This window comes from Amycolatopsis sp. WAC 01375 (assembly GCF_003947325.1).
Classification (GTDB): domain Bacteria; phylum Actinomycetota; class Actinomycetes; order Mycobacteriales; family Pseudonocardiaceae; genus Amycolatopsis.
This window is the reverse complement of record NZ_QHHW01000021.1, coordinates 118,600-132,711: the sequence shown is the minus strand read 5'-3', so window position 1 is coordinate 132,711 and position 14,112 is coordinate 118,600. Positions and strand designations below refer to the sequence as shown.

Here is a 14,112-nt window from a genome sequence, read left to right as displayed (position 1 = left end):
GCTTTCATGCTGGCGTTGCCGAGTGTCGACGTCGGTTCGTTCCCGCCAACGGCATCGTCGACACCAGCATTCCGGCGTCACCGAAGTGCATCGGCACAACCTGGCCGGCCATCGCGACTCCCTTGCCACCGACACCTCAGCCAGTCGCTTCTCTTGGCCAGGGTGTTACCCCAGACATGCCCGACGATGCGCAAAGCCAGAAGCGTCCGGTCATCGGCACGAGAGGACGTCTGCGTGTGGGTGTCCGGACGATCTGGCTCAGTGCTGCTGGCGGTCGCCCGAAGTAGCCGGTGAAGTCTCGCTAGATCGTCCAGGGGGTAGTCCAGCGACACGAAACGTCAGTCTGGGGAGTGGTGCTCGTGTATCGGATCAAGCCGTCCAAGCCCGCCGCCGTGTTCGGCGCGGTTGTCGGCGTCGCGGTGATCATCTTCGTCCTGGTGCGGTTCCCGCTGCGCGAGCCGTTCATCTGGCTCTGGCTGGCCGTCGCGGTGGGTGTCGTGGGCTTCAGCCTATGGGCGGCGTTCGCCAAGCGCGGCGCCGAGAAAGTGGTTGTCGAGGATCGCCCGCAGTCGGATTCCTGAGTGGTGCGTCCGAATTCGGTCAGTCCGTCCACTGCCCGTCCGATCGTCGGCAAGTGCTTGCGTCGCGGCCCCGAGGTCACCGGCCCGAGCAAGCGATAGGCACGTCATGCAGGATGACAGCCCGTTCGAGCCGGGCCGGGTCCGGGGAGCTCACGCCCCGACGCAAGGTGCCGGGGCTCCCGCGTCAACGTGCGCTCATCGGCATGAGCGGATGTGAGTGCGGCCTGGGGTCGCCGTATGTTGGTGGGGTTCAGCGGAGCAGTGGATCGGCTAGCAGCACCACTCGGTCGAGCGTCGGATCGAACCCGAGGACCGGGTGGTCTGGGCTGCTGCCTTCTGGCGTCATCAGGACGGGTTTACTCAGTTTCCGTCCGATCTCGGCAAGGACCCGCAGAGGAGGATGTCGACGCCGGTCTGTCCCTGCAGCTCCCGCAGATCGATGTCGAAATCGATCTATTCGGCTGCCGCGAAGCGGAAGATCGCGAGCATCCTTGGTGCCGGCCAGACCTTCAGCTCCGCCAGGTCGGCACCAGCCGGACGAGCGAGCACGTCGGTGGCCAAGGGCAGTGGCAGTGATTTGCCGCCTTGGAGGAATTTCGACCACCAACCACGCGCCTTTACCAGATCGAATACCGACTGCCAGTCCTCCGCAGAAGTATGTGCGACGAACACGTCGGGGAGTGCCCCATCAGATCAGGATCGAAGAAGTTCTTGACCTCTTCCCAGCGAAGATCCGACATGTGGCCATAGTGCCTCGTTAGTTGGGGAGTCGCAGCAGAATTGTGCCGGCCCAGGTCGGGGACGTGACATACCACCGGGGCGACACACTCGACCGCAGCCGCTCGTCGTTGCAACAGGGCATTGCACCGAATGCTCGCTCAGGACCTGGTGGTTCACTCCGAGGAGCTTCGCGTGGCGAAAGCGTCGACAGCTCGCGCCAGCGAGATCACCCTGTTCGGCGTGGTCGCGCAATACTCGCGCTAGTTTGGTATCGGCAGGTCTGACAAGCCGCGCCGACCCAGCAAGATGGAGATGATCGCGATGAGGATTAAGATGATCTTCCAGGCGTCGGCCGAAAGCATGATGAACGAGGGAGTCGACGCTTTCAGGCGTTTCATGAGTGACAACCGCCGCTCCGGCATGTTCGGGTGTTGCATGAGGTCGACCGGGTTGTCCGCCATGGCTGACCGCAGAGCCTCCGACGCCGGGCGGGCCCACGGGTTCGCGCAAACGACCATCACCTTGTCGAGGAAGTCCACCATCTGAGTCGGGAGCGCGACGTCACGAACGTCCGGGGTCGACAGGAATTTTCTGATATAGGTTGCTGTGTTGTACATGAGGGTAGCCAGATCATCATCGTATGAATCGCGGTCATTGCGCCGCCCGATCACAGTCAGAGTTCTGGCAGCGTTGATGAATGCTCGTCGTCGACCCCAGTAGAACGTCGATAGGTCTCGCTTTTGCGGTTTGTACGGCGGTCGAAGACATTGCCGCAGGTGATCGGCGAGGCGACAATGGATGAGCAGTCGGTCCACACCCTTGCCTACGAGTGTGCTGAGCCCGAACGCAAGCAGCAGAGAGACCAAAAGCGCATAGCCGTTAAGATCGGCCTGGCTGACCAATGCAGTTCCGCCATCAGCCGGCGGGCGGTCGTCACCGTTCGGGAGTGCCGCCAGAACCGCGAATCCCGCTAAGGGGGCGGCCAGCTTCGCTGCGGATCGCAAGGAACGGTGCAGGTACAACTGCCGAAGCGTAGTGAACCTAAGTTTCATGTCCCAGCGGCTCACCATCGCGTACACCGGGTCCGCCCGCATTCGATTGTCGGTACCACGTCCGTAGCGGACGGAGCGGACCAGCGATCGAACTGCGAGCAGCGCACCAGCAACCGGGAGTACGACAGGTAGTCCAGTCACGGACTGACCCCAAATTTCCTGGTTGAGGAGGAAGGCCCCGCTGATCATTTGCCCGCATATCCAGCCTGCCACAGCCACGACGACAACACGCGGCAAATAGCCGCCTGCCGAGCCCCACATGTGGCGCAACGCTCCCCATTTCGATCGATGCCACTGCTGCACCAGCGCGCGCCTCCAAGCAGCGAAACCAAACCGGGGCAGCACGGATCGTGAGCGGCCCCCACGGCCTAGCACCTCATGCACCACCGGGCCGGCGACGTAGATGACAACCGGTGCACACAACAAACCGAGTAGAGTAAAGAAAACTCCCCCCAAAGATGTGGCCAGGAGTGCAGCAGGCTGCTTGAGGTCCATCTGCCGTTAGTACCACAACGGCAGGTCCCACATGGCAAGCCCGCTGATCGTCAGTGCCTAACTGTCGCCTGCCACCGTTGTGGGACCACGACGGTGCCAGTCGTGGGACCACCGATAGCAGCGTAGAAGTGGAACAGGTTATCGCGCTGACGACTGGAACGTCGCCTTCCCGAATGGCCGGTCAGCGCCATAGCGGACGTCTGTGCGCTCCTCGGCGGGCAGGAGAGGAGGTCCCGTCAGCTGCTGGCACCGTGGGTTAGTGGACGTCGCCTGGCGCGGACGGCGCAAGGATGTGGTCTCGGCACTCGGGGTGTTCGCTGCGAAGCCCCGTTCTGGCGGATGCGGGCCAAGACCGCGCGGTCGGTGGCGCAAGACGACGTTGGCTGTTGATTGAACCGGAGCGCCGACGCGATCGGGCGTGATGGAGTTCGGAGCGATCTTCGCATGTAACGCGACCGCCGGCACGAACGTACCTGACAGTCGGTGTCTATTTCGATCGCTGGCGAAGGGTGGCGTGACCGACGGCGTGGCGCGTCCCATGGCTTCGGGGCGAGCGCTTGGATGTCGCGGTGGTGGTCGAGCCTGGGCCGGTGTGGTCGCACGCGTGCAGCTGGGTGGATCTGGCGTGGAGCGAGTCGTCGTTCGTCGAGGGCTCGGCGCGGCTGCGGCTGGAGGACTGGCCTCGCCGGTGGTCGGCGGTGGTTCGTCTCGGTGGCGGTCAGGTGTCGGTCCCTGTCCGGGACCTTGCTGAAGTGCCGTTGAGTATGCGAGAGCCGGTCCGGCGTTTTTCGTGGCATCGGGGTGCGCGGCATCGTCCTGGGCTGGAGTATCTGGTCAGTACGGGGCGGATGCATGGGTTCGAGTCGTTGGCCGAGGCCAAGCTGCTGCTGATGCTGGATTTCGCGGGCGGAGTGACGGATGTGTTGTCGCAGCCGTTTCGGCTGCGGTTTGTGGCCGAGACTGGCGCGCGTGAGCACGTTCCCGATTTTTTCGTTGAGACGTCGGCCGGGTGTTGGGTGATCGATGTTCGTCCGGCGGGCCGGATCCAAGAACGGGACGCGATCGCGTTCGCCGCGTCGGCGGAGCTTGCGACGTCGCTGGGCTGGGGCTATCGGGTGGTGACCGGATGGGATCCGGTTGCCGTGGCGACGGTGGATGCGCTCTCGGCGCAGCGGCGGCCGTTGACTGATCGGCTTGAGATGGTCGAGACCGTGCTCGCCGCGGTGGAGGGCGGTCCTCGCCCGTTCGGTGAGGTCGCGGCCGCGGCGATCGCACCGGCGGTCGCGCGGGCTTATCTGCTGCATCTGCTCTGGCACCGCCGATTGACGATGAATATGCGGCTTCCCCTGGGGGACGACACACAGGTCTGGCTGGCACGGTGACAGGTCACCTGGATCTGGCGCCGGGGGCGGTGCTGGTGCTGGCCGGTGTCGAGTGGACGGTCGAGTGCACCGAACCACATGTGGGACGGGTCGTGCTGGTCTCGTCGGACGGGCAGCGGATGCCGGTCACGATGAAGTTCCTCATGCACCATCCGGACTGCCGGGCGTCGACCCGGACGGCGGCCGCAGCCGCGCAACGGCAGCGGCAGGATCCGACCGCGGCTGACCTGACGCCGCACCAGCGTGAGGTGGTGACCTTGCGGCTGGCGCATCTTTTGGAGGTGGAGACGGGTTTCCGCGCCGGAGACCCGTTGCGGTCGGAGCCTGGTGAGCCGCGACCGGGGTTCGATCCGGCCGCCACCACGGTGAACCAGCGGCGAGAGGCGAAGGTAACCGAGCTCGCGGGGCTGGATCGGACGCAGGCGCGGCTGCTGGGCCTGGACAAGATCAGCGTCCGGACGCTGGCCCGCTGGGCCGGTCGCTACCGTCGAGCAGGGTCCATCGGCTGCGCTGATGACCGCTGGCTGCGTCGCTCAGGCGGTCATCCGAGCGTCACGGAAACGGTTCGCGAGGCCATCTACGCCGTCCACGCCGAGACGCTGCACCGATCGCGGATGAGCATGCGAGCTCGCGAGCGCCTGATCCACCAGTATGTCCGCGAGCAGCATGGATCTGAGGCGACGGCGCAGATTCCCTCCTACGAGACCCTGCGGCTGGTTTGGGCGGACTGGTTCGGTTCGGGTGGGGGGCGGCAGCGCTACGTCCGGTCGGCGGCGAAGCCGACGAGCGGGCAGCATGTGGTGATCCACCGGCCGGGGCAGGTTGTCGCGATGGACACCACGATTTTGCCGGTGAAGGTCCGGGAGACGGTGTTCGGTGATCCGGTGTCGGTTCACCTGACGCTGGCGTTGGACGTCTACACCAGGTCGTTGGTGGCGTTCCGGCTGACGCTGGTGTCCGACAGCTCGGTCGACGTCGCGATGGTGCTGCGGGACATCATGATGCCGTTGCCGATGCGCCCGGACTGGGGCGATGACCTGGAGTGGCCCTATCCGGGGTTGCCGGCGAATGTGGTCGCCGAGTTCGCCGGGCACCGGGTCGCCGGGCTGCCGTTCTTCTCCCCGGAGACGGTCACTACCGACCACGGATCTGTTTATCGCAATCATCATCTGGTCGAGGTCGAGCGGGTGATCGGCGCGAACATCCTGCCCGCGCGGGTGCTGCGCCCGACCGACAAGCAAGCCGTCGAGCGGGCGTTCGGCTCGATCCGGTCGCTGCTGTTCGAGGTCCTGCCCGGCTATTCCGGGGTCGACGTCTATGACCGCGGCGTGGATCCGGAGGCCGACGCGACGTTGACGATCGACGCGATGGAGCACCTGATCGCGACCTGGATCGTGTCGGTGTGGCAGAACCGGCGGCTCGGTGAGCACGCCCCGAGCTGGGACCCGGCCGGGGACCACAGCCCGAACACCCTGTTCGCCGCCGCGATGAACCAGGGCGGCTTCGCGATGCAGATCCCTGCGCCAGAGCTCTACTACCAGCTGCTGCCCGCCCACCACGTCGTCATCCACGGCCAGCGGGGAGTGAAGATCCGTGGCCTGTTCTACGACGGCCCGGCCCTGGATCCTTACCGTCACGAGAAGTCGGCGCGCGGCGGACGGCACAAGGGGAAGTGGCAGATCCGCCGGGATCCCCGCGACGCGCGGACGGTGTTCTTCCAGGACCAGCGCACGCACGCCTGGCACACGCTGCGCTGGACCGGACTGCCACCGGAGGACGAGGTTCCCGCCTTCAGCGACGCCCGCGCCCGCGACCTGCTCGCGGCCGCGCGCGCGGCCGGGTTGAAGCCACGCAGCGACACCGAACTGTTGCCACTGCTGCTGGACCTGCTCGGCGCGCACGTTCCCGTCGAGTCCTGGCCCACACTGGCCAAGGCCCAGCGCACCGAGCTGGCTCGCGACACCACGCAAGGCCGCGCAGCGAGCGCGGACAGGGTCAGCGCCCGTCCGCTGCGGGAGGTCACCGCGCCCCGCCGAAGCACAGCCGCCATCCCGACGGCGGCGCCCGGCCCGGCGAGCTGGCCGCAGCATTTCCGGGCCGTCGAGCAGGCCGTCGACGGCGACCGGCGGCGACGACGGGAAGCACTCGGCGACGAGGCTCCGGCGCGGCCCGCGCGGCTGGGAGATGCGTTCCGGCGCGGCAACCTGTTCCTGCTCGCCGACGATCCGGCGGACACTGCGGAAGGTGATTCGTGAGCACCAGCCCCGATCCCGTTGCCAGCTCGTTCGTCCTTCCGGAGCAGATCCCGGACCGGGAAACCGTCGAGGGCTGGAAGCAATGGCGGCTGACCCGCCATCAGTTCGTTCCGGCGCCCAAGCTGGATTTGGCCGCCTACAAGGCGTTGAGTCCACGGAAGCGGCAGATGCACGACCTGCACCGCGCGGCCACGCACGCGAATCTGCCGCTGCTGGAGACGCCGATGACGCGCGCGGTCGGGCGGATCATGCGGTCGCGGCTGCAGACCAACGCGCTCAAGCACAAGCCGACCACACGGGCCGGGCTGATGATCACCGGCGGTGGTTACCAGGGCAAGACCGAAACCACCTGCGAGATCGCGGCCGCGTTCGAGGACACCTGGCTGGACATGCACGCCCAGCTCAATCCGAACGCCGTTCCCGGAACCCGGGACCTGCATGCCCCGGTCGCCTACGTCCAGACCCCGGTGACCGCCAAACCGAAAAGCACCTGCCAGGCGATCCTGGACTTCTTCGGCGCCGACCACAGAGGGATGACGCTTCCCCAGCTCACGCGGGCGGTCAGGGCGTCACTGCACGACCACGGCAACCGGGTCCTGCTGCTGGACGACATCACCCGGCTGAAAATGCACCGCGCCGACGACCAGGACACCCTCGACCTGATGCGCGCCTTCATGAGCATGCACACCACGTTGGTGCTGGTCGGGGTCAACATCCCCGGTTCCGGGCTGCTGCGAGAGGGACGTCACGACCCGCGCACCGGCCACTGGGTGTTCCCGCCACCGCGCGGGCGCCTGGGCGACGACCCGTCCACTCAGACCGAACGCCGCTTCGACCTGATCCACCTCGAACCGTTCACCTATGACACCCCAGGCGGCATCGCCGCCTGGACCACGCACCTGGCCGGGCTGCAAGACGAACTCCGGCTCTTCCACGCGGGCCCGGACATGCTCACCGGCGGCACGATGCCCGAATACCTGTTCCGCCGCACCAGCGGAGTCGTCGGCCTGCTGGAACGGCTCGTCGAGGAAGGCTGCGCCGAAGCCGTCGACACCGGCACCGAAGTCCTCACCGAAGACCTGCTCGACGGCATCCTCATCGACCTGGGCAACGACCCCACCCGCGATCCCGCCGCCGGCGAAGTTCCCGCCGTCCCCGCAGCGAGCATGCGGAAACCGCGCGCACGCAAGCCGCGGAACACCGTCTTCGACGACACCGGCACCCCAGCACCTGGAGAGGCCAGCGCATGATCCGGCCGTTGCCCCGCAGTCTCGACCCGCTTCCCGACGAATCCCTGATCGGCTTCCTGCTCCGGCTGTCTCACCGGCTCGAACTGCCGCCCGCCCGCCTCGCGACACTGACCGGCCTGAGCAGAAAAGCCCGACCTGCCGTCGCGATCCATCAGCTGCGGATCCCCTCGGCGAACGTGGCGGACTTCGGGAAGGCGACCCGGCTGGCACAGGCGGAGATCACCGGGCTCTGCCTGGACAGCTTCCGAGAGCGCTACCCGCCACTGGATCTGCAATACACCGACGACAGCAACTACGTCCGCCGCAACAAGAACCTGCCGAGCGCCCCCGGCTGGGTTCTCACCAGCGCGACGCGCTACTGCCCGGACTGCCTCGCCGGCGACGGCAGCGCGCTACAGCAGGACCACGGCGGCCCCTGGCGAAAGAAATGGCGCCTGGCCGTCGTCTTCGCCTGCCCCCTCCATCACCGGCTCCTGCGTTACCACTGCCCGCGCTGCGCGGTTCCCGCTCTCCAACGCACCCGGGCTAACCCCCGGATCCTCGCCGCGCAGATGCTCATCCAGCACCCCGTTCAATGCCGCAGCACCTCGTCCCAGCCGCAACTCGATGCGCCGGCTCCCGCCTGCGGGCACCGGCTCGATCACGATGTCGTCCAGCCGAACGAGCCCACCCGGGAAACACTGCAGCACCTGCTCCAGTTCCAGAGCGAACTGCTGACCCGGATGCAACTTGACCGCGACGACGCGACCACGCACCCAGACAGCGGGAACCGCTACTTCTACGACCTGCACCTGATCACGCGGCTCATTCGCGGATCCTGGCCGTTCGCGGCTCAGCTCGCCCCACCACCGCACATCGACCTCGACATCCTCGATGACCACGTCGACCAGCTCCAGCGCGATATGGCCCGGACCCGGGAGGCGGGCAAACAAGTCCAGAACAAGCTGCTGCGCGGAGGCCCACCGGACGATCCACACGCCTCCGCCCACCTGCTGGCCTTCGCCGGACACCTGCGCGAGGACAGCGACGCGCTACCCGCGCTGGTGTCATCGGTGAGCGGCGGCAGCCTCTGGGGTCGAGAACTCGAGGCGTTCCTCCACCACTGCTCAGCAACAACACAAGCGGCCGCCGAGCCACACGTGAAGGCGGAGCTATCGAAGGTCCGCGCACAGCAACGGCGGAATGACGCACCGCCGCCACGGCGACGACGTGCCCGAATCCAATACCGGTCCATTCCCAGGCCCAAGCGGCGGCTGACCATCGATCCCCGGCACATTCCGCACTACCTGGACGACGATCACATCCGGCCACTCAGCATGCTCATCCCCGAAACCGCCATGCAACGGCGCACCGTGCACCGCTTCGCGGCCATCACCGCGATCCGCTCCTACGGAGGGCTCTCGATGGAGACGGCCACCGCCGCGCTGGACCTGCCTCACGGATGGGGAACTCGCGCCAGCAAGGCCGTCGCCCACTGGACAAGATGGACAAAACTGAACAACGCCGCAGCCCACGTCGCGACAGCAGTCCAAGACGTGATCAACAGACTCAACAGCACCCCGCCGAAGATCGACTATCAACGACGCAGACGTGCGCTCGACGGCTGGCTGATTCCTGAAGACGTCTGGGAGACCGTCACCGAACCACTCCAGCGCCTGCCACATCCAGCGAAGGATTTCGGCCCCCGTAAACGCCACATCACCTCGCTGCTGTTCTGGACCGTGATCACCAGCGGCGACTACCGCGCGACCTCCCTGTTCCGCAACCGGACCCAGATCAGGCCGCGGGACGACCGGTTCGCGAGCCTGACACACCGACTGATGTTCGAGTTCCTGATTGGCAAGGGCAGGGAGCGCAACAAGCACGTCTTCGACCTGCTCAACGCGTTCGCTCCCTACCGAGCCCAACTCGAACACGCCATCGACCACGAAACGTTCCGTCCGCAGAATGGCAGGTAACGTGGTCAGGCAGAGTGACCTCGGCCCCGCCCATGCCAACTAGCGCTGGGAGATGCCAACTAGCGCCTGTCGTCACATCGTCGCGGATTTGACAAAGTTGCAGGTAGAACGGACGATCGCACAGACGTTCGATGTTGGTGCTGTCTTCCCCACGGCTCCTCTGGTGTGTCGTGGAGTGGTCGATGGCGTGGAGTGGTGGTCCGGCGAGCTGGTCGGAGCTGGAGCGGATCGCGTCGGGGCGGCGTCCGTCTCAGGGTGACGGTAACGACGCACCGGCGTGGTCACGCAAACGTGAGGGATATGCCGGTCCGCCGCCGGACTTGATGACGCCGAGGTCGGACGACGGTGGTGGCGCGCTGGCGCGGACACCGTACGCCGAACTGCACTGTCATTCGAACTTCAGCTTCCTCGACGGGGTCAGCCATCCGGAGGAGTTGGTGGAGGAGGCCGCGCGGCTGGGGCTGGACGCGATCACGCTGACCGATCACGACGGCCTGTACGGCGCGGTGCGGTTCGCCGAGGCGGCGAAAGAGCTCGGTGTCCGGACGGGGTTCGGCGCGGAGCTGTCGCTCGGTCTGGCGGAACCGCAGAACGGTGTCCCGGATCCGGCGGGAACGCATCTGCTGGTGATCGCCCGCGGACTGGAGGGGTATCAGCGGCTGTGCCGGACGATCTCGACCGGGCAGCTGGCGGGGGAGAAGGGCGCCCCGCGGTACGAGATGGATCAGGTGGTGGAGGATCTGCGCGGGCATGTGCAGGTCCTCACCGGCTGCCGCAAGGGCGCGGTGCGGCGGGCGCTGGTCGAGTCCGGGCCGTCGGCGGCCGCCGAGGAGCTGCGGGTGCTGGTGGACCGGTTCGGGCGGGACTCGGTCGCGGTCGAGCTGATCGATCACAGTCTGCCGCTGGATTCGACGCACAACGATCTGCTGGCGGGGATGGCGGACGAGCTGAAGCTGCCGACGGCGGCGACGACGAACGCACACTATGCGGCGCCACAGGACGCGGTGTATGCGGATGCGGTCGCGGCGATCCGGGCGCGCCGGAGCATGGAGGACATGCAGGGCTGGCTGCCGGCGGCGGGGATGCAGTTCCTGCGGTCGGGGGAGGAGATGGCGGAGATCTTTGTCCGCTATCCGGGTGCGGTGCAGCGGGCGGCGCTGCTGGGGGTGGAGTGCACGGTCGACCTGACCCTCGTCGCGCCGGAGCTGCCGCCGTTCCCGGTCCCGGCCGGACACGACGAGGCCTCCTACCTGCGGCACCTGACCTACGCGGGTGCGCGGGAGCGGTACGGGACGCGGGAGGACGCGCCGCGGGCGTACGCGCAGCTGGACTACGAGCTGCAGGTGATCACCGAGCTGGGGTTTCCGGGGTATTTCCTGATCGTGTGGGACATCGTGCGGTTCGCGCGCGAGGCCGGGATCCTCTGCCAGGGCCGCGGTTCGGCGGCGAACAGCGCGGTGTGTTTCGCGTTGCGGATCACCAGCGTCGACGCCGTGCGCTACGGGCTGCTGTTCGAACGGTTCCTCGCCCCGGAACGCGACGGCTACCCGGACATCGACGTCGACATCGAGTCCAACCGGCGCGATGAGGTCATCCAGTACGTGTACGACACGCACGGGCGCCGGAACGCCGCGCAGGTGGCGAATGTGATCACCTATCGGGCGCCGTCGGCGATCCGGGACTCCGCCCGCGCGCTGGGCTACAGCCCCGGTCAGCAGGACGCGTTCGCCAAGGCCGCCGACCGGTGGGGCGGGGTCGCCGCGACCGCCGCGCAGGACGGGCACGGGATCCCGCGTGACGTGCTCGGCCTCGCTACCCGGATCGAGGGGTTCCCTCGGCATCTCGGGATCCACTCCGGCGGCATGGTGCTGTCACGGACGCCGGTGTCGGAGGTGGTCCCGGTCGAGTGGGCCCGCATGGAGGGCCGGTCGATCCTGCAATGGGACAAGGACGACTGCGCGTCGGCGGGGCTGGTGAAGATCGACCTGCTCGGGCTGGGGATGCTCTCGGCGTTGCACTACATGCTCGACCTGATCGCCGAACACCACGACACCGCCATCGACCTCGGGCAGCTCGACCTCGCCGACCCGGCCGTCTACGACATGCTCTGCGCCGCCGACGCGATCGGCGTGTTCCAGGTGGAGAGCCGCGCGCAGCTCGGGACGCTGCCCCGGCTGCGGCCACGGACGTTCTATGACCTGGTCGTGGAGGTCGCGTTGATCCGGCCGGGCCCGATCCAGGGCGGGTCGGTGCACCCGTATCTGCGCCGCCGCCGCGGTGAGGAGCAGTGGTCGCACGCGCATCCGCTGCTGGCCGGCCCCTTGGACCGTACTCTCGGCGTGCCGTTGTTCCAGGAACAGGTGATGCAGCTTGCCGTCGCGGTGGGATCGTTCAGCGCGGCCGAGGCCGACCAGCTGCGCCGCGCGATGGGCGCCAAACGGTCCGCGGCGAAGATGGAACGGCTCCGCGATCGCTTCTACGTCGGTGCCGCGGCTAATGGGATCACCGGCGAGCTGGCCGACACGATCTACGAGCAGATCAAGGCGTTCAGTGGGTATGGCTTTCCCGAAGCTCATTCCATGAGCTTCGCCCTGCTCGTCTACGCGTCCGCGTATTTTAAGTGCTACTACCCGGCCGCGTTCACCGCCGGGTTGCTGCGCGCCCAGCCCATGGGCTTCTACTCCCCGCAGTCCCTGGTCGCCGACGCCCGCCACCACGGCGTGAAGATCCGGCGCGCCGACATCAACGCCAGCCTCGCCCACCCCACCCTGGAACCCGACCCCGGCAGCACGGGCGGGGTCGCGATCCGGCTCGGCCTCGGCGGGGTCCGCCACGTCGGCGACGACGCCGTCGACCGGCTGATCACCGAACGAGACCAGCACGGACCCTTCACCAACCTCGCAGATCTCGGCTACCGCACCGACCTCACCACCCCCGCACTCGAAGCGCTCGCGACCGCCGGTGCGCTGGAATCACTCGGCCCGGACCGGCGCCAGGCCCTGTGGGCCGCCGGCCCCGCTGCCGCCAGCCGCGACACCCATCTGCCAGGCGTCGCCTCCGGCCTCGACGCCCCCGCGTTACCGGGCATGACCGCCATCGAGATCACCGCCGCCGACTTGTGGGTCACCGGGATCTCCCCGGACGAGCACCCGATGCGGTACCTGCGCGAGTACCTCGACGGCCGCGGCGCGCTCACCACCGCCGCCGTCACCCGCGCGGGCAACGGCGCCACGATCTGGGTCGCCGGAGCCGTCACCCACCGCCAACGCCCCGCCACCGCAGGCGGCATCACCTTCCTCAACCTCGAAGACGAAACCGGCATGCTCAACATCGTCGTGACCCAACGCCTCTGGGACCGAGAACAGAAAATCGTGCGCAGCTCACCAACGCTACTGGTCCACGGAGTCGTCCAATCGCACCACGGCGTCACCAGTCTCTCGGCCGACCACTTCGAACCACTGGACCTGCGTGGACTCGCGGGACCATCACGTGACTTCCGATAGTGGGCGCTGGCAGGTATCGAGGTGTGGGATCTCATTTGATCTTGCATTTTCTCAGTCGCTGTGTCGTCTCGACGGCATGTCCGCCAGCTCGGCCGAGACTCCGCAGGTCAGGCGCAAGCGACTCAGCACAGCCGGGCGGACGATGCTGAGGAAATGCCACAAGTTTGAGACTGATCTTGGGTGACATCGCCGTGAGACAACCGAGAAACCGCAGGTCGCACAAGATCGACATGTCATGCGCGGCGAGACCCTACACGAGGTGTAGGGTCCCGATTTCGATGACACTTTCCCAAAGATCTCGGCACTGAAATGGCACTGGTGCCACGAAACTGGGATTGAGCATCCTTTCACGCCCGCTGGGCCGTTCGAGTGGGAGCCCGCGACGCGCCGTCGATGATCAAGCGGCGAGGTGGCGCCGAGGTGTAGCTCTGAAGTCGTCGTCGGACAGCTCACCTGCGGCAGGGAGCGGCATGACGGCTGCGTCGAACGGCTGTCGGCGTCGCTTCGGCTGTCAGATCGCGGAGAGCTCGTCTTTCCGTGGTCCGAGGTGGATGCCTCGATCTTGAGCGCGGCTGCACCGTGGCGGACGTTCCTGCAAAGGACGGCGCCACTTTTCGGGGTGTTTCTGGTCGGCGACCCAAGGCGATCTTGTTCTGTACGAGTCGCGGCTGGAGCTGGCGCGGTTGCTGTTCGAGGACTTCGACCGGTCGGTGCGCGGAATCGCCGCGCAGCCGTTCCTGCTGAAGGCAGAGATCGACGGTCGACGTCGCCAAGCGGTCCGTGCACTGCTCCCGCCGCCGAACCCGATCATCGGGCTTTCCGAGCACGGTCACGCCCTCGCGAACGCTATCGTCACTGCCCTCGAGCAGACATCTGGCCTGACCGATCCGTGTCGAACCGGGTGCAAGGCGTAGTC

The 14,112-nt window shown here is 67.0% G+C and carries 9 protein-coding genes; 7 read left to right on the top strand and 2 right to left on the bottom strand.

Translation table 11 applies throughout. The features are described from left to right. Positions 1-350 precede the first annotated feature (350 nt). Entirely contained in the window at positions 351-581 is a 231-nt protein-coding gene (locus DL991_RS10635) for a hypothetical protein (protein WP_020634907.1), read from the top strand. Between the two features lie 453 nt (positions 582-1,034). Here DL991_RS10635 and DL991_RS43285 read toward each other — a convergent pair whose 3' ends face one another. Together DL991_RS43285 and DL991_RS10625 are read right to left on the bottom strand one after the other, a co-directional pair. After that, positions 1,035-1,253, bottom strand: a complete 219-nt coding sequence (locus DL991_RS43285; protein ID WP_233598780.1) for a hypothetical protein — start codon at positions 1,251-1,253, stop codon at positions 1,035-1,037. A gap of 308 nt (positions 1,254-1,561) precedes the next feature. Next, positions 1,562-2,848, bottom strand: a complete 1,287-nt coding sequence (locus DL991_RS10625; RefSeq protein ID WP_125783489.1) for a hypothetical protein — start codon at positions 2,846-2,848, stop codon at positions 1,562-1,564. A 557-nt stretch (positions 2,849-3,405) separates the two neighbouring features. Between DL991_RS10625 and DL991_RS10620 the strand changes: the two genes are divergently transcribed. The 6 genes from DL991_RS10620 (at position 3,406) to DL991_RS10595 (ending at position 14,110) form a co-directional block, all read left to right on the top strand. Continuing rightward, entirely contained in the window at positions 3,406-4,230 is an 825-nt protein-coding gene (locus DL991_RS10620) for a TnsA-like heteromeric transposase endonuclease subunit (protein ID WP_199753907.1), read from the top strand. Further along, positions 4,227-6,485: a transposase gene (locus tag DL991_RS10615; RefSeq protein ID WP_125783487.1), complete on the top strand. Its 2,259-nt coding sequence runs from the start codon at positions 4,227-4,229 to the stop codon at positions 6,483-6,485. Before DL991_RS10620 ends, DL991_RS10615 begins: the two co-directional genes overlap by 4 nt. Beyond that, positions 6,482-7,735, top strand: coding sequence for a TniB family NTP-binding protein (locus DL991_RS10610; protein ID WP_125783485.1), 1,254 nt, complete (start codon positions 6,482-6,484; stop codon positions 7,733-7,735). Before DL991_RS10615 ends, DL991_RS10610 begins: the two co-directional genes overlap by 4 nt. Beyond that, positions 7,732-9,693 carry a TniQ family protein gene (locus tag DL991_RS10605; RefSeq protein ID WP_125783483.1) on the top strand — a complete coding sequence of 654 codons (1,962 nt, stop codon included), beginning with the start codon at positions 7,732-7,734 and terminating at the stop codon, positions 9,691-9,693. Before DL991_RS10610 ends, DL991_RS10605 begins: the two co-directional genes overlap by 4 nt. A 182-nt stretch (positions 9,694-9,875) precedes the next feature. Next, positions 9,876-13,196: an error-prone DNA polymerase gene (locus tag DL991_RS10600; protein WP_125783481.1), complete on the top strand. Its 3,321-nt coding sequence runs from the start codon at positions 9,876-9,878 to the stop codon at positions 13,194-13,196. A gap of 683 nt (positions 13,197-13,879) precedes the next feature. Further along, a complete protein-coding gene (locus tag DL991_RS10595) occupies positions 13,880-14,110 on the top strand; it encodes a hypothetical protein (RefSeq protein WP_125783479.1) in 231 nt (76 codons plus the stop codon). Positions 14,111-14,112 lie beyond the last annotated feature (2 nt).